Annotated in this window: 15 protein-coding genes and 1 pseudogene; 8 read left to right on the forward strand and 8 right to left on the reverse strand. The window is 74.1% G+C overall.

What is annotated here, in order from left to right; genetic code table 11:
- Positions 1-164: 164 nt before the first annotated feature.
- Positions 165-1,952 carry a glyoxylate carboligase gene (gene gcl, locus ACFXHB_RS35530; protein ID WP_380579566.1) on the reverse strand — a complete coding sequence of 596 codons (1,788 nt, stop codon included), beginning with the start codon at positions 1,950-1,952 and terminating at the stop codon, positions 165-167.
- Positions 1,953-2,989: 1,037 nt separating this feature from the next.
- On the opposite strand from gcl, the gene ACFXHB_RS35535 reads away from it, so the two are divergent.
- Both ACFXHB_RS35535 and ACFXHB_RS35540 read left to right on the forward strand, forming a co-directional pair.
- Positions 2,990-4,654 carry a SulP family inorganic anion transporter gene (locus ACFXHB_RS35535; RefSeq protein WP_380579568.1) on the forward strand — a complete coding sequence of 555 codons (1,665 nt, stop codon included), beginning with the start codon at positions 2,990-2,992 and terminating at the stop codon, positions 4,652-4,654.
- Positions 4,655-4,821: 167 nt separating this feature from the next.
- Positions 4,822-5,118, forward strand: coding sequence for an MTH1187 family thiamine-binding protein (locus tag ACFXHB_RS35540; protein WP_380579570.1), 297 nt, complete (start codon positions 4,822-4,824; stop codon positions 5,116-5,118).
- 133 nt (positions 5,119-5,251) lie between these two features.
- On the opposite strand, the pseudogene ACFXHB_RS35545 reads toward ACFXHB_RS35540, so the two are convergent.
- Positions 5,252-5,653, reverse strand: a pseudogene (locus tag ACFXHB_RS35545) (DoxX family protein); the annotation flags it as partial.
- 245 nt (positions 5,654-5,898) lie between these two features.
- Between ACFXHB_RS35545 and ACFXHB_RS35550 the strand changes: the two are divergent.
- The 3 genes from ACFXHB_RS35550 to ACFXHB_RS35560 all read left to right on the forward strand — a co-directional run bounded on the left by ACFXHB_RS35550 (position 5,899) and on the right by ACFXHB_RS35560 (position 8,885).
- Positions 5,899-6,489, forward strand: coding sequence for a TetR/AcrR family transcriptional regulator (locus ACFXHB_RS35550; protein WP_380579573.1), 591 nt, complete (start codon positions 5,899-5,901; stop codon positions 6,487-6,489).
- Positions 6,490-6,774: 285 nt separating this feature from the next.
- Positions 6,775-8,127: an MFS transporter gene (locus tag ACFXHB_RS35555; RefSeq protein WP_380579575.1), complete on the forward strand. Its 1,353-nt coding sequence runs from the start codon at positions 6,775-6,777 to the stop codon at positions 8,125-8,127.
- The gene (locus ACFXHB_RS35560) at positions 8,124-8,885 is read left to right on the forward strand and encodes an SDR family NAD(P)-dependent oxidoreductase (protein WP_380579577.1); all 762 of its coding nucleotides are present in this window, start codon (positions 8,124-8,126) and stop codon (positions 8,883-8,885) included. The genes ACFXHB_RS35555 and ACFXHB_RS35560 overlap by 4 nt, the downstream gene beginning before the upstream one ends.
- A gap of 102 nt (positions 8,886-8,987) precedes the next feature.
- On the opposite strand, the gene ACFXHB_RS35565 is transcribed toward ACFXHB_RS35560, so the two are convergent.
- The 3 genes from ACFXHB_RS35565 to ACFXHB_RS35575 all read right to left on the reverse strand — a co-directional run bounded on the left by ACFXHB_RS35565 (position 8,988) and on the right by ACFXHB_RS35575 (position 10,529).
- Complete coding sequence (locus ACFXHB_RS35565; protein ID WP_380579579.1) at positions 8,988-9,716, reverse strand: hypothetical protein; 729 nt, start codon at positions 9,714-9,716, stop codon at positions 8,988-8,990.
- A 14-nt stretch (positions 9,717-9,730) separates the two neighbouring features.
- Positions 9,731-10,120 carry a hypothetical protein gene (locus ACFXHB_RS35570; RefSeq protein WP_380579581.1) on the reverse strand — a complete coding sequence of 130 codons (390 nt, stop codon included), beginning with the start codon at positions 10,118-10,120 and terminating at the stop codon, positions 9,731-9,733.
- A 139-nt stretch (positions 10,121-10,259) separates the two neighbouring features.
- Positions 10,260-10,529, reverse strand: a complete 270-nt coding sequence (locus ACFXHB_RS35575) for a helix-turn-helix domain-containing protein (protein ID WP_380579583.1) — start codon at positions 10,527-10,529, stop codon at positions 10,260-10,262.
- An 83-nt stretch (positions 10,530-10,612) separates the two neighbouring features.
- On the opposite strand from ACFXHB_RS35575, the gene map reads away from it, so the two are divergent.
- The gene (gene map, locus ACFXHB_RS35580; protein WP_380579585.1) at positions 10,613-11,380 is read left to right on the forward strand and encodes a type I methionyl aminopeptidase; all 768 of its coding nucleotides are present in this window, start codon (positions 10,613-10,615) and stop codon (positions 11,378-11,380) included.
- 75 nt (positions 11,381-11,455) lie between these two features.
- Here the strand turns inward: map and ACFXHB_RS35585 are convergent, their stop codons facing one another.
- Together ACFXHB_RS35585 and ACFXHB_RS35590 are read right to left on the reverse strand one after the other, a co-directional pair.
- Positions 11,456-12,433 (reverse strand): hypothetical protein, encoded by a 978-nt coding sequence (locus ACFXHB_RS35585; protein WP_380579587.1) that lies wholly within the window; start codon positions 12,431-12,433, stop codon positions 11,456-11,458.
- A complete protein-coding gene (locus ACFXHB_RS35590) occupies positions 12,430-13,437 on the reverse strand; it encodes an SPFH domain-containing protein (protein ID WP_380579589.1) in 1,008 nt (335 codons plus the stop codon). Before ACFXHB_RS35590 ends, ACFXHB_RS35585 begins: the two co-directional genes overlap by 4 nt.
- 134 nt (positions 13,438-13,571) lie before the next feature.
- On the opposite strand from ACFXHB_RS35590, the gene ACFXHB_RS35595 reads away from it, so the two are divergent.
- Positions 13,572-14,660 (forward strand): hypothetical protein, encoded by a 1,089-nt coding sequence (locus ACFXHB_RS35595; RefSeq protein ID WP_380579591.1) that lies wholly within the window; start codon positions 13,572-13,574, stop codon positions 14,658-14,660.
- 190 nt (positions 14,661-14,850) lie between these two features.
- Positions 14,851-17,205, forward strand: coding sequence for a transglycosylase domain-containing protein (locus ACFXHB_RS35600; RefSeq protein WP_380579593.1), 2,355 nt, complete (start codon positions 14,851-14,853; stop codon positions 17,203-17,205).
- A 72-nt stretch (positions 17,206-17,277) separates the two neighbouring features.
- On the opposite strand, the gene ACFXHB_RS35605 is transcribed toward ACFXHB_RS35600, so the two are convergent.
- Entirely contained in the window at positions 17,278-18,546 is a 1,269-nt protein-coding gene (locus ACFXHB_RS35605) for a glycerophosphodiester phosphodiesterase (RefSeq protein WP_380579595.1), read from the reverse strand.
- Positions 18,547-18,823: the final 277 nt, after the last annotated feature.

Here is an 18,823-nt window from a genome sequence, read left to right on the forward strand (position 1 = left end):
GGGGGGGGGGTTTTCCCGTTTTGGACCCGGGCCGCCGGCCCGCCCCACCCCCCCCTTGCGGCCGGTCCGTAGGTCCCCCCCCCGGGGGGGCCCGGGGGGCGCGGGGGGGCGGGCACCCGGCGGGCTCCGGTCCGGCACCCCTAGGGGCGCCGGACCGGCGGGGCTCAGAGCGCCAGCGGCTTGATCGCCGTGGGGGCGTGCTCGGGCAGCGTGGCGAGCTCCTCGAACTCGGTCACGTCGCTCATGTCGACGGTCTTGCTCATCGAGATGTTGGTGATGCGCTCCAGGATGGCCTCGACCACGACCGGGACGCTGTACTCGGCGGCGAGCTTCTTGGCCTCCTCGAAGGCGGCGCCCAGCTCGTTCGGGTCGGTGACCCGGATCGCCTTGACGCCCAGGCCCTCGGCGACCTTGACGTGGTCGACGCCGTAGGCACCCAGCTCCGGGGCGTTGATGTTCTCGAACTCCAGGTTGACCTCGAAGTTGATGCCGAGGTTGACCTGGGCCTGGCGGATCAGGCCGAGGTAGGCGTTGTTCACGAGGACGTGGATGTAGGGGACCTTGTGCTGGGCGGCGACCGCCAGCTCCTCGATCATGAACTGGAAGTCGTAGTCGCCCGAGAGCGCCACGATCGGGGTCGCGGGGTCGGCGGTGGCGGCGCCGATCGCGGCCGGGATGGTCCAGCCGAGCGGGCCGGCCTGGCCGCAGTTGATCCAGTGGCGCGGCTTGTAGACGTGCAGCATCTGCGCGCCGGCGATCTGGGAGAGGCCGATGGTGGTGACGTAGCGGGTCTCCGGGCCGAAGGCCTTGTTCATCTCCTCGTAGACGCGCTGCGGCTTCATCGGGATGTTGTCGAAGTGGGTGCGGCGCTGCAGGGTGGCCTTGCGCTCCTGGGCGGACTCGGCCCAGGCGGTGAAGTCGGGCAGGCGGCCCTCGGCCTTGAGCTCCTTGGCGATCTGGACGAAGAGCTCCAGCGCGGCCTTGGCGTCGGAGGCGATGCCGTAGTCCGGGGCGAAGATCTTGCCGATCTGGGTGGGCTCGATGTCGACGTGGACGAACTTGCGGCCCTTGGTGTACGCCTCCAGGTTGTACCCGGTGTGGCGGTTGGCCCAGCGGTTGCCGATGCCGAGGACGAAGTCCGACTCCAGGAAGGTCGCGTTCCCGTAGCGGTGCGAGGTCTGGACACCGACCATGCCGGCGCTCAGCGCGTGGTCGTCGGGGATGGTGCCCCAGCCCATCAGGGTGGAGATGACCGGGACGCCGGTGAGCTCGGCGAACTCGACCAGCAGGTCGGAGGCGTCGGCGTTGATGATGCCGCCGCCGGAGACGATCAGCGGACGCTCGGACTCCAGCAGGAACTGGAGCGCCTTCTCGGCCTGGGCGCGGCTGGCCTGCGGCTTGTAGACCGGGAGCGGCTGGTAGGTCTCGGGGTCGAACTCGATCTCGGTCAGCTGGACGTCGATCGGCAGGTCGATGAGCACCGGGCCCGGGCGGCCGGAGCGCATCAGGTGGAAGGCCTCCTGGAAGACGCCCGGGACCTGCGCGGCCTCCAGCACGGTGGTGGCCTTCTTGGTGACCGGCTTGGCGATCGAGGAGATGTCGACCGCCTGGAAGTCTTCCTTGTGCAGCTTGGAGACCGGGGCCTGGCCGGTGATGCACAGGATCGGGATCGAGTCGGCGATCGCCGAGTAGAGGCCGGTGATCATGTCGGTGCCGGCCGGGCCGGAGGTGCCGATGCAGACACCGATGTTGCCGGCCTTGGCGCGGGTGTAGCCCTCCGCCATGTGGGAGGCGCCCTCGACGTGGCGGGCCAGCGTGTGCTGGATGCCGCCGCCCTCCTTGAGGGCCCGGTAGAAGGGGTTGATCGCCGCGCCCGGCACGCCGAACGCGACCTCAACGCCTTCGAGCTTGAGGATCTCCACGGCCGCGCGGGCGGCTGTCATACGAGGCATCGGGTTTCTCCTGCGTCGGCCCGCAGTGGGTCGGAGGGCTCATCTCCAGAATTCCACCATACGGAAGAACGGTTTCTGTATGCGGAAACAAAGTACGGCGGGGCCCGTCGGGGCGTCAAGGGGGGTTTCAACAGAATGTAGAAGTCGACCGTGCGGCGGGGGTGGGGGAAACCGCAGGTGGCGGGCCTCGGGTGGGGTGTCGGGCGAGCGCCGGTCGGCTGTCGGGCCAGGCTGTCACGGCGGGCGCGGCCGGATCCATCACCCGTTCCTCCAGTTCGCCGGTGCCGGACGGGCCCCGTCGTCGTCCCTTCCTGCAAAGCGCGGCCTTCCCGCACCGGCTTCGTTCGCATACCCGTCCGGACTCCGAACGCGCGTACCCGGCCGATGCCCCGATCCGGCCCGGAACTTGGTTCCGGTGTGCGGTTCGGGTGAAGGGACGGTGGACAAGGTCGGCTCCGTCCGCTGCGCTGGGTACCGTCGGTGGCACGCCGGACCCGTCATGGTTGCTATGTTCAACTCGGGTGCTGGCAGGGGGATTTGGGGTCGACCGGGGAGCGGGGGAGCTCCGGCCGTCGAGTCCCGTCCAGGACCGGCCCGCCCGGTCCGCGCACAGCCGATCGAGGGACAGGCCCCCTGACCGCACCACTCGCCCCGCCCCGACACCCACCGCCGACGCCCGGGCCTCCCGGGCGGCCGCCGTACCGACGCCGACCGCGCCGTGCGAGCCGCGGACGTCGCCGGGTGCCCCGCCGAGGTACCGCCCGGCCCGCCGGTGCACCGCGTCGCCCGCCGCGCCCGGGGAACCCGTCTGCCCGCCGCCCGTCCGCCCGCCCGCCGCTCGCTTGCCGTCGCTCGCCTGCAGCCGCGCGCCCGACCGCCGCCTCTCCGCCGTCCGTCCCGGCCGAGCCGTGTCCCGGCCTGCCGGACACCCCAGCAGCGCGTCCGCCCCGTCGGCGGGCGCGCGGAAGGAACGCACCCATGCGCCGACCCGCCTGCCGTCCCTCCCTCCTCCTCGCCCACTCCCCGGTGGTGGCCCGATGAGCGCCCTGCCCCGCCGGCGCAAGAGCCCGCCGGGCCGCCCCCGCAAGAGCGCCCCGCCGGGCCGGGCCCGCCCGCGCCGCGCGGTGCGCCACCGCGATCCGGTCCGCGCCCTGCGGGCCGTCCCCTGGCGCTTCGACCTGCCGTCCTCGCTGGTGGTCTTCCTGGTCGCCGTACCGCTCTGTGTCGGCGTGGCCGTCGCCTCGGGCGTCCCGGCCGAGCTCGGACTGGTCACCGGGATCGTCGGCGGCCTCGTGGTCGGCGCCCTGCCCGGCAGCAGCCTCCAGGTCAGCGGCCCGGCCGCCGGGCTGACCGTCCTGGTCTACGAGGCCGTCCAGGAGTACGGCGTCGGCGCGCTGGGCGTGCTGGTGCTCGCCACCGGTCTGCTCCAGCTGGCCATGGGCGCGCTCAAACTGGGCCGCTGGTTCCGCGCGATGTCCGCCTCCGTGGTGCACGGCATGCTGGCCGGCATCGGCCTGACCCTGCTCTTCGGCCAGCTCTACGCGCTCGCCGACCGCAAGGCGCCCGCGACCGGGCCCGAGAAGATCGCCGGTCTGCCCGCGCTGCTGCGCGACGTCGTCACCGGCGCGGCCGCACCCGGCACGGTGGCCCTCGGCACCGCGACCCTGCTGGTGCTGGTCTTCTGGAAGTACCTGCCGGCCCGGGTGGGCCGCGCGGTGCCCGCGCCGCTGGCCGCGGTGGGCCTCGCGGCGGCGGTCACCGCCGCCGCCGACCTGCCGGTCGCCCGGATCCGGGTCTCCGGTCTGCTGGACGTGGTGCGGCTGCCGGAGCGGGACGCGCTCGGCGCGCTGGCCGGCCCGGCCGGACTCGGCACCATCCTCGCCTTCACCCTGATCGCCTCCGCCGAGACGCTGTTCAGCGCCGCCGCCGTGGACCGGATGCACCACGGCCCGCGTACCGACTACGACCGCGAACTCACCGCCCAGGGCGTCGGCAACACGCTCTGCGGGCTGCTGGGGGCGCTCCCGATGACGGCGGTGATCGTCCGCAGCGCGGCCAACGTCCAGGCCGGCGCCCGCAGCAAGGCCTCGCGCGTCCTGCACGGATTCTGGCTGCTGCTGTTCACCGCCCTGCTGCCCGGGGTGCTCGGCCTGGTCCCGCTCACGGCGCTGGCCGCCGTGCTGGTGCACGCGGGCGCCAAGCTCGTGCCGGTCCGGCGGATCGTCGGGCTCTGCCGCGGCCACCGGGGCGAGGCGGCGGTGCTCGCGGTGACGGCGGTGGCGATCATCACCACCGACCTGTTCGAGGGGGTGCTGATCGGCATCGGCCTGGCGGTGGCCAAATCGGCCTGGCAGACCTCGCACCTGCAGATCGCGGTGGAGGAGCTGCCGGTCCCGGGCGCTCCGGACGTTCCGGTCCTTCCGGAGCCCGCCGCTCCCGGGGGTGGCGGTGCGGGCGCCCCGGCGCTCGGCGGGGCGCCGTTGCGGGTCCGTCTGAGCGGCAACGCGACCTTCCTGCGGTTGCCCCGACTGCTGGACGCCCTGGAGCGGCTGCCGGCGGACCGACCGGTCGAGCTGGACTGGTCGGGGCTGCGCCACCTGGACCACGCCTGCACGGTGGCGCTCAGCACCTGGGCCGACCAGCACCGCGCCCGCAGCTCCGCGCCGCTGGCGGTCGAACCGCCCCTGCCGACGGTGGCCTGACGGCCTATCTGATCTGACGGCCCGTCCGATCGGATGGCCCGTCCGGTCCGGCGGCCCGACCGGGGCGGCCGGTCGGCCCGCCCCGGTCGGGCGGCTAGCCTGGTCGCGGCGCCGGGGTGCTCGGCGGACCGGGCGCCGTGACAGCACCGGGTGAGAGGAGCAGAGCCGTGATCGCAGCGTTTTCGGTCACCCCGTTGGGGACCGGCGAGGAGGTGGGGGAGGCGGTCGCCGCCGCCGTCCGGGTGGTCCGCGCGAGTGGGCTCCCGAACCGCACCGACGCGATGTTCACCAGCGTCGAGGGGGAGTGGGACGAGGTGATGCCGGTGATCCGGGCGGCGATCGAGGCCGTGAAGGCCTACAGCGGGCGGGTGAGCACCGTGATCAAGATCGACGACCGGGCCGGGGTCACGGACGGCCTCACCGCGAAGGTGGCCTCGGTGGAGCGCCACCTCGCCGAGGGCTGAGCGGCCCCGCGCGCCGGCCCCGGGGGGCCCGCGAGCGGGGGCCGGGGGCCCGGCGGGGGCAGCGGGGCGGGGGGGGGGGGGGGGTGGGCGCGGTCCGGTCGGAGGCGTAGGCCCGGCCGGCGGTCCACCGGGGGAGCAGTCGGTCCACCGCGAACGGGCCGGAGCCGAGCGCCGCGATCGCGAGGAACGCCCAGCAGAACAGCACCGAGGCCTCGCCGCCGTTCTGCAGCGGCAGCAGGGCGTGTTCCTGGTGCACGGTGAAGTACGCGTAGGCCATCGAGCCGGAGCAGAGCAGCGCGGCGGTCCGGGTGCCGAGGCCGACCAGCACCAGTACACCGCCGACGAGTTGGATCAGCGCGGCCCACCAGCCGGGCCACTGGCCGACCGGGACGGAGCCGCCGCCCTTGGCGCCGCCGAGGATGCCGAAGAGCGAGGCGGCGCCGTGGCAGGCGAAGAGCAGGCCGATGACGACGCGAAAGACCGTCAGGACGAGGGGGCGGGCAGCGTCGACCGCTTGTTGGGGAGTAGCGGGCATGGGGACGTCTCCTCTGGGGGAGGGGGCGGGGGGACGGGCGGCGGTAAGGGTACCCTTATCTGAAGTCGGCTGACAATGCTCTGCCAAATCGACTGTGCTCGAATTTGTTCACCGTCCGTTGTTCGTGGCTCAACGGCCCGTTGCCCTAGCGACGTTCGGGTCGATGTGCCCGCTATCCGGTGCCCTCTGTGGCGTCCGACTCGACTTTCTTGACCGATCGTTCTCGATATGACTAAGGTTCAGGCATGGCACGGACCAAGGAATTCGATCCCGACGCGGCACTGCAGGCGGCCCTGGAGCTGTTCTGGCGGCGCGGCTACGAGGCCACTTCGATGGCGGAGCTGGTCGAGGGGCTCGGGATCGCCCGTGCCAGCATCTACGCCACCTTCGGCAGCAAGCGCGAGCTCTATCTGCGGGCGCTGGAGCGCTACGGCGACCAGCACAATCCGGTCCTGCTGGCCGAGCTGTCGCAGCCCGGCCCGGTACTGCCGGCCGTGCGCGGGCTGGTCCGCCGCTTCGCGACGGAGGCCGGCGAGGACGGCGCGACCGGGCTCCGGCGCGGCTGCTTCGTCACCAACACCGCCGTCGAGCTCGCCCCGCACGACCCGGACGCGGCCCGGCGGGTGGCGGACAGCCTCGGTCACCTGGAGACGGTGCTGACGGCGGCGTTGGTCCGGGCCGAGGCGCAGGGGGAGCTGCCCGAGGGGCGCGATCCCCGGGCGCTGGCGCGGATGCTGCTGGTGCTGATGCAGGGCATGCGCGTGATCGGCAAGGCGGGGGACGGCGCGGCCCGGCTGCGCGACGCCGCCGAGCAGGCTCTCGCCCTGCTGGACTGAGGGCCGCCGGGGCGACGGTCGGTGACGGTGCCGGCGGGTGGTCGCTCGGAGGTCGGCGCCTACCGCTGTCCGCATTCTGGACCGAACGGTCATTATCATAAGGGGGGTTCGATGATACGGGGGATGGCGACGTCCACTGGGGCGTCCACCGGGGCGTCCTCGCGGGTGCCCGCCGGGTTACCCACTGGGTTACCCACCGGCGTGCCGGTCCGGGGGTCCGCGCGGGCACCTTCGCCGGCCTCCTCGCCGGCGCCACCGCGGTCGGGGTTCGCCCTGCTGGGCGCCGTGCAGGCGACGCTGATCTTCACCATCATGATCCTCTCCGTCCCGCTGCCCCTGGTGGCCCGGGAGTTGGGGCTGGGCCCGGCCGGCATCCTGTTGCTCAGCGCCGCCTACGGTCTCTCCTTCAGTTCCCTGCTCCTGCTCGGCGGCAGGCTCGCCGACCGCCACGGCGGCCGCCGGATGCTGCGGGTGGGCCTCGTCCTGCTGGCCGCCGCCTCGGTCGCCTGCGCCCTCGCCCCCACCTTCGCCATCCTGCTCGCGACGCGGTTCGCCCAGGGCGTGGGCGCCGCCCTCGCCGCCCCGGCGGCGGTCGCGGTCGTCCGGGCGCTCTTTCCCCGGTCCGCCGACTACGGCCGGGCGATGGCCACTTGGGGCGGACTGTCCGTGCTCGGCGCCACCGGCGGCAGCCTGCTCTCCGGGGCGGTCGCCGCCTGGGTGTCCTGGCGCTGGCTGTTCGCGGTGCCGGTCCTGGTGTCCCTGGCCGGACTCGCGCTCTCCGGCCGCCGGCTGCCCGCGGCCGAGCCGGCCGACACCGCGCCACCGTCGCTCGACCTGCGCGGCGCCGTACTCGCCACCGTCGGTGTCTGCGCGGTCGGTTACGGTCTGGTCGCCTCCGGAGAACTGTCCTGGAGCGCGCCTCCGGTGTACCTGCCGCTGGCTCTCGGTACCGCCCTGCTGGCGGCCTTCGCGGTCGCCGAGCGGCGCACCGCCGATCCGCTGCTGCCGCCCGGCTTCCTCGCCGACCGCCGCCGGCTCACCGCACTGGCCGCCGTCATGGCGACCGCCGCCGGCACCGCGCTGACCTTCCTGGTCCTCCCGCTCTACCTCCAACAGCTGCGTGGCTGGGGCGTGCTGGCCACCTCGGCGGCGTTCCTGCCGTACGCGGTGGTGCTGATCGCCGCCGGTCGGCTGGCCGGCCCGCTGACCGCCCGCCACGGCCCCGCCGCCGTCACCGCCGGCGGCCTGGCCGTGGCCGCCGGGGGTCTGGCGCTGCTGGCCGGCGTCGGCCCTGCCACCCCGTACGTCACCGGCCTGCTGCCCGGCCTGCTCCTGCTGCCCGCCGGGGCCGGTCCGGCCTTCGCCGGCGCGGCCGTCCTCGCCACCGGCGGCGTCCGGCCCGAGCGGACCGGCCTCGCGGCGGGCGTCCTGAACACCGCGATGGAGCTGGGCCCGACCGCCGGACTGGCCGCCCTGATGTCGCTCGCCGCCACCCGCCCGACCGCCGTGGGCGGCTACGCCGCCGCCTTCGCGGCCGCCGCCGCGGGCCTCGCGCTGACCGCTGTGGCGGTCGCCTTCCTGGCCCGACCCCGAACCGCACGACCCCCGTTCACCCACACCGAGGAGTACTCCGCATGAGCACGCGTTTCGCCGACAAGTCCGTCCTGGTCACCGGTGGCGGCACCGGCATCGGCCGCGCCATCGCCCTCGCGTTCGCCCGGGAGGGGGCCCGCGTCGCGGTCGCCGGCCGCACCGGGAGCTCGCTGGCCGAGACGGTCCGGCTGATCGAGGAGGAGGGCGGTAAGGCCGTCGCCCTGGTGGGGGACGTCGCGAACAGCGCCGACGCCGCCCGGCTGGTCCGGGAGACGGTCGCCCACCTCGGGGCCCTGGACGTGGCCGTCAACAACGCCGGCATCCTGGGCGCGGTGGCACCCGTCGCGGACCTCGGGGAGGAGGACTGGCAGCGGGTCGTCGACACCAACCTGACGGGCACCTGGCTCGCCATGAAGTACGAGATCGCCCACATGCGCACCCAGGGCGGCGGCGCCATCGTCAACATCGCCTCCAACCTCGGTGTCCACATGCGCCTCGCGGGCCTCGGCGCCTACGCCGTCACCAAGGCCGCCGTCAGCGCCCTCACCCGCAGCGCGGCCCGCGACCACATCGGCGAGGGCGTGCGGATCAACTCCGTCAGCCCCGGGCCGGTGGACACCCCGATGTCCAGCCGCCCCGGCGAGAACGCCGCCGACAAGGCCGACCGGATGAGGGGCGACGTCCCGGTCGGCCGGGCCGGCGCCGTCGAGGAGATCGCCGCCGCCGTCCTCCACCTGGCCTCTCCCGAGTCCGCCTACACCGTCGGCGCCGACCTCGTCCTCGACGGCGGCATCACCGCCTGAGGACCACCCTGCCCGTGAGCGGCCGCCCGACTCCCGTCGGTCGGCCGCTCACGGGTGTCCGGGTGTCCGTCGCCGGTGACGCGGTTCGGAGCGGACGCGGGGTCAGGACCTGCCCAGCAGATAGGCGGCGAGCGCCGCACCGGCGCCGAGGCCCCAGAGGAAGGCCTGGACCGTGGCCTTGCGATTGACGACGAGCTGCGGCGGGGGAGGGGTCACGGTGCGCTCGATGCGGTCGGCGGCGAGGGTGAGCGTGCCGGCGATCCGCTCCAGACGACTGCCGTCCTGCAGCCGTTCGAAGGCCGTCGTGGTGTCGGTCAGGAGCCGCGCGGTGCTGTCGAGGCGGGTGGCGACCTCCTGAAGACCGGTCAGGTCGACACCGTCGAGGGCCCGTGCGCTGGCGTCGAGGCGGGCGGCTGCCTCCCGTAGGCCGGCCAGGTCGACACCGTCGAGGGTCCGCGCGGCGTCCGCGAGGGTGTCCGCGACCTTCCGGTTGATGTTCTCGCCGGCCGTCCGGAGTGAGTACGCGACGTCCTCGTTGATGTTCTCGCCGGCCGTCCGGAGCGAGTACGCGACGTCCTCGTTGATGTGCCGGGCCACACCGGCCAGCGTGGCCACCGTCTCCGGCGAGATCAGGCCGTCGCGAAGCGCCGTCCCGAGCAGGCGGGCCAGCGGGGGCGCCTGCCTGGACAGCTCGGCGAGCAGCCGCTTGGTCTCCGGATCGACCGCCTGGTGGTGGATCGGGCCGTAGTTGTCGTGGCCGACGAAGACGCCGGAGCCGTGGTTGTGCTGCTCCACGGGGTCCTTCCCGGTGGAGTGCGTCACCTCCGTCACCTCCGTCACCTCCGTCACCGCGGGCCGGTGACGGTGATCCCACCGTGGTTGTCGCCCCCGACGAAGACGCCGGAGCCGTGGTTGTGCTGCGCGCCGATGACGCGGGAGGGGGAGCCCGCGGCCAGCGCCTCGACGTCGCCGCGGGCCTCGGGGTGGGCGTCGAGCTGGGTGAGGAAGCGGTCGGTCCAGCGTGCGGCGACCGCGGTCTCGGACTCCCGGCGCTCGGCGAGGGCGGCGCGGTCGTGCTCCAGGGCCGTCAGCGCCTCGGTCCGCTGCTGCGCCGTCCCTCGCCGGAAGACGGCGGCCACGCGGGTGCGCAGGGCGTCCGCCCGGCCGGTCAGCAGGTGGGCGATGACGTTGCCGGCGGCTCCGGTGGCAACGGCCGTGGCTACTTCGTCGATCATGAGCGGGAACTCCCGGGGCAGGCATCGCGGGCAGGGGCGCGCATCGGCGGTACGACGATGCTGCCGGATCGCTCCCGGCGATGTGGTGCGGATGCGGAAAGTCGACCGGCCGGCGCCGTCGTCGAGCGGCTCCGCCCGGCTACGCCGAGAGCGCCTCGCCGTCGTCCGGGAGCGCGCAGGCGGCGGCGAGCTCGTCGAGCGAGAGGTCGAGGGCGTAGGCGAGCGCGGCGATCGTGAAGAAGGCCGGTGTGGGGGCGCGGCCGGTCTCGATCTTGCGGAGGGTCTCCGAGGAGATGCCCGCCACCGACGCGATCTCGACCATGCTGCGCGTGCCGCGGGCCGCGCGGAGCAGTGCGCCGAAGCGCTCGCCGCGCTCGCGTTCCCAAGGGGTCAGCGGAGTCCTCACCATGTGCCGATCCTAGTCCCGCCCCGACCGTGATAGATATACCGGTATAAGAATTGGATTCACGTTGAGAGTTGAGAGGGGACGTCATGGTGGAGCTCAAGTCGGATGCGGCGCTGGCGGCGATGCGGGAGGCCGGCCGGGTGGTGGCCGACGCGCTGGCGGCCGTGGAGCGGGCGTCGGGAGCCGGGGTGAGCCTGCTGGAGCTGGACGAGGTGGCGCGTGGGGTGCTGCGGGAGGCGGGAGCGGTGTCACCGTTCCTCGGGTACCGGCCGTCGTTCGCGCCGGTGCCGTTCCCGGCGGTGATCTGCGCCTCCGTCAATGACGCGGTGGTGCACGGCATTCCGGACGGGTACCGGCTGCGCGACGGCGACCTGGTCAGCATCGACTGCGGGGCCGTGCTGGACGGCTGGGCGGGCGACGCCGCCGTGAGCTTCACGGTCGGGACGCCCCGTGCGGCGGACGACGCGCTGATCGACGCCACCCGGCGGGCCCTGGCGGCCGGGATCGCCGCCGCCGTGGTCGGCAACCGGACCGGTGACATCGCGCACGCGATCGCCGCCGTCGCGCGCGGAGCCCGCTACGGGCTGCCGGAGGGGTTCGGCGGGCACGGCATCGGGCGCCGGATGCACGAGGACCCGCACGTGCCCAACGAAGGCCGCCCGGGCCGGGGTTACCCGCTCAAGCCCGGGCTGGTGCTCGCCATCGAACCGATGCTGACGGCCGGCGGCCGGGACGACTACCTGACCGACGAGGACGGCTGGACCTTGCGGACCACGGACGGCAGCCGTGCCGCGCACTTCGAGCACACCGTGGCGATCACCGAGCAGGGGCCGCGCATCCTGACCCTCCCGTAGCGCGACGCCGTCCGGCGGCTCAGCGGCTCAGCGGCTCAGCGGCTCAGCGGTCCGGCGGTCCGGCGGTGCGGCGGTTCAGCCGAGCAGGCGCAGCCGGGTCGCGGCCACGCCCAGCCGGACGCTCTGCCCCCAGGTCAGCTCCAGCGCGTCCGTCTCGATTCCGTCGCCGAAGGCGACCAGCCGGTCCGACTCGACGGTCAGCACCAGCTGGCGGCCGCCGTCGAGCACCCCGTGAACCCGACTGGTACCGGTGGCGGGGGACGGCCAGGCCTCGCGGACGAACCAGGCCAGCGCGGGCGCGGCGGCCTCCGGGAGGGCCAGTGGGGCGCCGCGCTCCAACCAGGCGGAGCGGCACCAGCCGGTGGCGCCCGTGCCGGTGCCGACCAGCACGCCGGAGGAGGCCTGCGGCTCGGGCGGGTCGGCCCGCGGCCGGTCGTCCACCGGTGGGCGGCTCGAACTCCGGCCGGCCGTGCCGCTGTCCGAGGCGCTGTCCGGGGCGCCGTCCACCGTCAGCCGGTACCGGGCGGTCTGGTGGCCGGGCTGTCCGACGTACACCTCGTTGAGGGCCAGCAGTCGCTGGGTGTCGTCCGCGACCGCCTCGACCATGGTGCGCTCCTCCAGGTGACGGGCGCCGGTGCGCGCGACGGCGGCCGGCAGCAGGGTGGGCAGCGCGTCGGCGCGGTGGCGGACCAGGACGCCGGGGTTGCGGCCGGGGTCGGCGTCCACGCCGATCACCGGCTGGCCGTCCAGGTACTTGGCGACGTTGGCGACCAGCCCGTCCTGGCCGACCACGACCACCACGTCCTCGGGCTCGAACAGGAAGCGGGGCAGGTCGGCCCGTTCGACCCGGGTGCGCCGCCACTCCAGCGGCACGGCGGCGGCGGCCCGGGCGAGCGCGTCGGCCTGGCGGCGGTGGCGTTCCTCGACCTCGGTCACCGACCGGCCGCGGGCGGCGAGGAAGAACGCGGCCTGCCCCGGGGTCCCGTGGTGGGCGAGCAGTTCCTCGTACTCGGTGCGGCGGTGCACCAGGACGGCCCGGGGCGCGAGGGTCACGGCTCACCCGCGCTGGTGGAGAGCCGGCTGAGCAGCCCGGTGAGCAGGTCCGGGGTGACGGTGACGTTCTCGATCCGGGGCAGGTGCTCGGCCAGCCGCATCAGGGCGAGGGCCCGCAGCACGGCCGGGTCGGCCTGCTGGTGCGCGGTGAGCCAGGCGGCCTCGGCGGTGGCCCGGGCCTCGCCCAGGGCGCGGGCGGCGTCCGCCTCGGCGGTGGCCAGTCTGGTGCGGCGTTCGGCCTCGGCCTCGGCGCGGACGCGGTCGGCGACGGCCTCGTCCTCGGCCTGCAGGCGGGTGTTGGCGCCCTGCTGGGTGAGCAGCTGCTTCTCCCGGCGGGCCAGCTCGATCCGGTTGGCGAGTTCGTTCTCGGCGATGCCGCGTTCGTGCTCGACGGCGACGGCGCGCCGCTCGAAGGTGGCCCGGTCGGCCTCCTGCTGGACGAGTTCGCGGGCGGGGGTGCGCAGCGCGCGCTCCACCTCGGGTTCGGGGCGCAGGGCGACCACCCGGACGGCGATCACGGCGAGCCCGGTCTCGGCGATGCGCGGTTCGCCGGCGAGGCCCGCCGCCATCCGGTCGCGGACGGCGCTGACGCCGTCGGCCAGCGCGGCGGCGAGCGGGGTGCGGGCGAGCAGGCCGAGGGCGTGCTGCTGGGCGGTCTCGGTGAGCAGGGTGGCGAGTTGGTCGAGCGGGGCGGCACGCCAGGCGCCGCTGTCGGGGTCGATGCCGAAGTCGACCCGGGCGGCGGCGACGGCGGGCTCGGTGATCCGGTAGGTCAGCGTGGCCTGCACGGTGACGTCCTGGAAGTCGGCGGTGCGCGCGTGGAACAGCATGGCCAGTTCGCGGTCGTCCACCGGCACCTCGGAGAGGGCGGCGGCGAGCGGCCGGAACCAGAAGGCCAGGCCGGCGCCGTCGTGGACGACCTTGCCCCGGTGCAGGTGGCGGATGTGGGCGGTCGGGACGGCGCGCAGGTGGCGCAGTCCGAACCGCTTGGTGATGTCGGCCATGGAGGGCTCCTTCCCTTTTCGTCATTGCGACGATATTCCCGGCCCCTTGATCTCGTCAAGGTGACGAGAAGGGGGATCGGCGGTCGCGCCGCTGCCCGCCCGGGTCGGCGTGGGAGGATCGCCGGGTGCTGAGGATGCGAACGAACACGCGGCGACGGCGCGATCGTGCGGCGGCCCGCACCGCGGCGGCGCTGCTCGCGGCCGCCTGGACGACGGCGGCCGCTCTCGGGGCCTTCGCGGTCGGCGCCCCGCCCGCCCGGGCGGCCGACGGCGCCGCCGGGCAGGCGTTCACCATCTCCGACCCGCGCATCACCGAGTCCAGCGGCCTCGCCGCGAGCCCCACCCACCCCGGCGTCTACTGGACGCACAACGACAGCGACGACGGCCCGTACGTCTACGCGGTCGACTCGCAGGGGCGCACCGTCGCCACCGTCACCCTGCGCGGCATCGAACCGCGCGACGTGGAGGCGATCTCGATCGGCCCGGACGGACGGGTCTACGTCGGGGACATCGGCGACAACCTCGGCGGCAAGTGGCCCGAGGTCTGGATCTACGCCTTCGCCGAGCCCGCCGAGCTGCGCGACCGGACGGTGGACGTGGTCCGCTACCGGGTGCGGTACGAGGACGGCCCGCGCGACGCCGAGGCGCTGATGGTCCACCCGGTCACCGGCCGGGCGTACATCGCGAGCAAGAAGCAGGGCGGCGGCAGCCTCTACCAGGGGCCGGACACCCTCTCCGCGACCGGGGTGAACACCTTCCGCCGGATCGCCGACGTCCCCTGGGTGACCGACGGCGCGTTCTCCCCGGACGGCACCCGGCTCGTCCTGCGCGGCTACTTCGCCGCCACCCTGTACCGCTGGCAGGACGGCGCGCCGGCCCAACTCGCCTCGCTCTCCACCCCCTTGCAGCGGCAGGGCGAGTCGGTGACCTTCACCGCGGACGGCCGGGCGCTGCTCTACGGCAGTGAGGGCAAGAACAGTCCGGTGTGGCGGTCGCCGCTCGACGACGACCAACTCCCGGACAGCGTCCGGCCGCTGCCCTCCGCCGCGCCGTCCTCCGGCGCGGCCGCGGCGCCGTCCGGCTCCGCGGCCCCGGGTGGCGCCGCCGGGTCCTCCTCGTCCTCCTCGTCCGGGGGGCCCTCGGACCGCGCGCTGGGCGTGCTCTTCGTCCTCGCCGTGCTGGGCGCCGTGTTCGGCCTGCGCAAGAAGCGCCGCACGGGCTGACGGCCGGCGCGGCCGGGGTGCGGGGCCGGTCGCGCCGAACGGGCGTGGACGAACGGTCCGGTCGCGGCCGGGGCGCCTCCGGAGCCGGGTGTCCGACCGGCTCCGATGAGGTGAATCTGTCGCCGATTTGTGACAAAGCTTGGCCAACACCCGCCCCGTACAGGGTTTTCGTGGACGTAGTGTTCCGCCTATGTCACGGAAGAGTCGCCGCACCTCCTCCCCGGACCCGGGCGACACCTGGGTCCCGCGTCCCCCGCGCCGCGAGAGCCCGCTCGCCCTGGCGGGTCACGCGGTGAAGTTCCTCGGCTACAGCACGCTGGCGGGGGTGCTGCTCGCGGGCGTGGCCCTGCCCGCGGCCGGCGCGCTCGGGCTGACCGCCAAGAACACCGCGGACAGCTTCGACAACATCCCGGACGACTTCAAGACCCCGCCGCTCAGCCAGGCCTCCCAGATCTACGACGCCAAGGGCGGGTTGATCGCCAAGGTCTACGAGCGCGACCGCACCGTCATACCCGCCGACCAGATGTCACCGCTGATACGCCAGGCCCAGGTGGACATCGAGGACGCCCGCTTCTACGAGCACGGCGCGGTCGACCTCAAGGGTGTGCTCCGGGCCGCCACCAAGAACGCCGAGAGCGGCACCACCGTCCAGGGCGCCTCGACGCTGACCCAGCAGTACGTGAAGAACGTCAACGTGGAGAAGGCCGGCGACGACCAGGCCGCCGTCCTGGAGGCGCAGCGCAAGACGCTCGGCCGCAAGATCCAGGAACTCAAGTACGCCATCAAGTTGGAGGAGGACCTGACCAAGGACCAGATCCTCACCAACTACCTGAACATCACCTTCTACGGCCACCAGGCGTACGGCATCCAGGCCGCCTCCCAGCGGTACTTCAGCAAGGACGCCAAGGACCTGACCGTCCCCGAGGCCGCGATGCTCGCGGGTCTGGTGCAGAACCCGTCCCAGTACGACCCCAAGCTGCACCCCGTCGCCGCCCAGAAGCGCCGCGACACCGTCATCGACAAGATGGTGGAGAACAAGCACCTCACCGCCGCGCAGGCCCGGGACGCCAAGGCCGCCCCGCTGGGCCTGGCGTACAAGGACCCGCAGAACGGCTGCATCACCGCCAACGCCGGCATGGGCTTCTTCTGCGACTACGTCCGGCACGTGGTCAAGCAGGACCCGGTGTTCGGCAAGAGCGCCGCGGAGCGCAAGAAGCTGTGGGACCAGGGCGGCCTGAACATCTACACCACCCTCGACCCCGACAAGCAGGCCGCCGCCCAGAGCGCCGTCACCAAGAAGGTGTACGTCACCGACCCCGTCTCGGCGGCGATCACGATGGTCGAACCGGGCAGTGGCAAGATCCTGGCGATGGCCCAGACCCGCCCCTACGGTCTGGACCCGAACAAGAACCAGACCGTCGTCAACTACAACGTCGACGCGGCGATGGGCGGCGGCAACGGCTTCCAGCCGGGCTCCAACTTCAAGCCGATCGTCGCCGCCGCCGCACTGGAGGCCGGCCTGCCGGACACCCAGATCTACCCGTCGCCGAACCGGATGGACTGGCCGACGATGAAGACCTGCGACGGCACCTGGAAGAACCTGGACAAGGGCAAGAAGGGCGGCTCGATCCCCAACGAGTCGGAGAGGGAGGTCGGGCCGTACGACCTGAAGCAGGCGATGGCCCTCTCGGTCAACACCTACTTCGTCCAGATGGAGCAGGAGATCGGCCTCTGCGCGGTCAAGCAGATGGCCAACAGGCTGGGTGTCGCGACCAAGGCCAGCGGCGATCCGCTCCAGGAGCTGCCGGCCCTGGGCCTCGGCACCCAGGAGGTGAGCCCGCTGGTGATGGCCAACGTCTACGCGACCTTCGCCGCCCGGGGCACCCACTGCGCGCCGGTGGCGATCAACCGGATCACCACGGTCGACGGCAAGGACGTGCCGGTCGTCCCCGAGAAGTGCGACCGGGTGATGTCCGAGGACACCGCGGACGTCATCAACACCGTGCTGCTCGGGGTGACCGAGAAGGGGGGCACCGCGCGCGACCTCGGGCTGGACGGTGACCGGCAGATCGCGGGCAAGACCGGTACCACCGACGAGAAGAAGTCGGCCTGGTTCAGCGGCTACACCGCCAACCTGGCCGCCTCGGTCTGGCTCGGCGGCCCGGCCAAGGGCGTGCCGATGAAGAACATCCGGATCGGGGGCAAGTACTACCCGGAGATCTTCGGGGCCACCGGCCCGGGCCCGATCTGGCAGCTGGCGATGAACCAGGCGCTCAAGGGCGTGCCGGAGGAGACCTTCGAGACCGTCTACATCCCCGATCCGCCGCCCAGGCGCGACCCCGGTGCCAGTGGCAGCGCGAGCGGGAGCCCGGGCGGCACCGGCAGCACGCCGACCGGGCCGGCCGCGGCCACCGGCGGGCGGACGGCGGACCCGGGGCGGCCGCGGTCCACCCAGCCGACCCAGCAGACCGCGCCGAACGAGCAGACCGCGCCCGCCCAGCACGGCGGCGAGGACCGCACGGACAGCCCGCAGAGCGACGGCTGACCTGACCGGCCGACGGCTGTGCCCCGGACCGCCCTACGGTCCGGGGCACAGCCGTCGACGGGCGCCGGTCGGTCAGTTGACGCCCTTGGCGGCCCAGAAGTCCTGCCGGGCCAGCACACTGGTGTCCGTCTGGTCGGTGAAGAAGCCGTCCACGCCCAGCTCGTAGAGGTAGCGGGCCCACCCGATCGCGTCACCGTAGGCGTTCGGGTCGGTGCCGCGGCGGTAGTCCAGCGGCAGGAAGCCGTTCTCGTTGCGCACCGTGTACGGGTGCAGCAGCAGGTTGGCCGTGTGCGCGTCGCGCACCAGCGTGGTCGGCGGCTGGAGCTTGCCGCTCGCGTCCACCGGCGCGATCAGCTGGGTGGTCGGGCCGATGCCGTGGGCGAAGGAGGCGATCCAGCGCAGCCCCTCCGGGGTGACCAGGTCGGCCACCGTGCGCCGGTCCCCGGCCAGCACGAAGTCGTACGGCTGGGTGGTCGCACCGCCGAGCAGCTGGATCCGCGGGTTCTCGACCAGCTTCGACAGCCGCTGCAGGCTGCTCGGCTCGAAGGACTGCAGGATCGCCCGCCCGCGCCGGCCGGCCAGGCCCGCCCGGCGCAGCTCGTCGGCGAGCCGCTCCTCCAGCGGGAGGCCGATCGAGCGGAAGTAGCTCGGGTGCTTGGTCTCCGGGTACAGCCAGACCTCGCGGCCGAGCTCCCGCCCGCGCTTCTTCGCGAAGTCGGCGAGCTCGCGGAAGGTGAGCACCGGCCAGCGGCCGTCGTACAGGGTGTTGCGCTGGCGCTGCTGCGGCAGGCGCTCCTTGGCCCGCAGGGTGCGCAGCTCGGCGAGCGTGAAGTCCTCGGTGAACCAGCCGGTCTGCGGCACGCCGTCGATCGTCCTGGTGGTCCTGCGCCCCGCGAACTCGGGGTGGTCGGCGACATCGGTGGTCTCCACGATGTTGTTCTCGTGCCGGACCACCAGGTGACCGTCCTTGGTGGGGACGAGGTCCGGCTCGATGACGTCCGCGCCGAGCTCCAGGGCCAGCTCGTAGGAGCCCAGGGTCTCCTCCGGGCGGTAGCCGGGGGCGCCGCGGTGGCCGATGACCAGCGGGTGCGGCAGCCGGTCCAGGCCGGTCCCGGTGCGGACCGGGGAGCGGGTACCGGCCGGCGCCGCGGCGCTGCCGCGCTCGTCGGCGGCGTCGGGCTGGTCTCCGGCCGGGGCCGCGAGCGCCTCGCCGCCGGTGGCGGCGAACGCGGCCGCGCCCAGGCCGGCGGCACCGGTCGCGCGCAGGAACCGGCGGCGCGAGGACGCCGGGCCCTGGACGGACTCGGCCGGGGTGCTGCCGTCGAGCGGACGGTACGTCATGGGTGCTCCTAGCTCGCACTGATGGCGGGGCGGTGGTGGTCGTCGCCCGCAGACTAGGAGCAGTGGCGCCCGGCCGGGTGGCCTTCGAGCGAACTGCGGGAGAAGTTCCGCCGCGTGTCCGCCCGGTGCCCAGGGCCGAGGTCGGTGCCGTGCGGCGCGCCGCGGGCCCCGGGGCGTCCGCCGGGGGGGGGGGGGCGGCCCCCCCGCCCCCCCCCGCCGCCCCCCCCCCCCCCCCCCCGCCCCCCGGCGCGGGGGGGTGTTGGGGGGGCGCAACAAC

Origin of the sequence: Kitasatospora sp. NPDC059327, assembly GCF_042752535.1 — a bacterium.
Taxonomy (GTDB): Bacteria; Actinomycetota; Actinomycetes; order Streptomycetales; family Streptomycetaceae; genus Kitasatospora.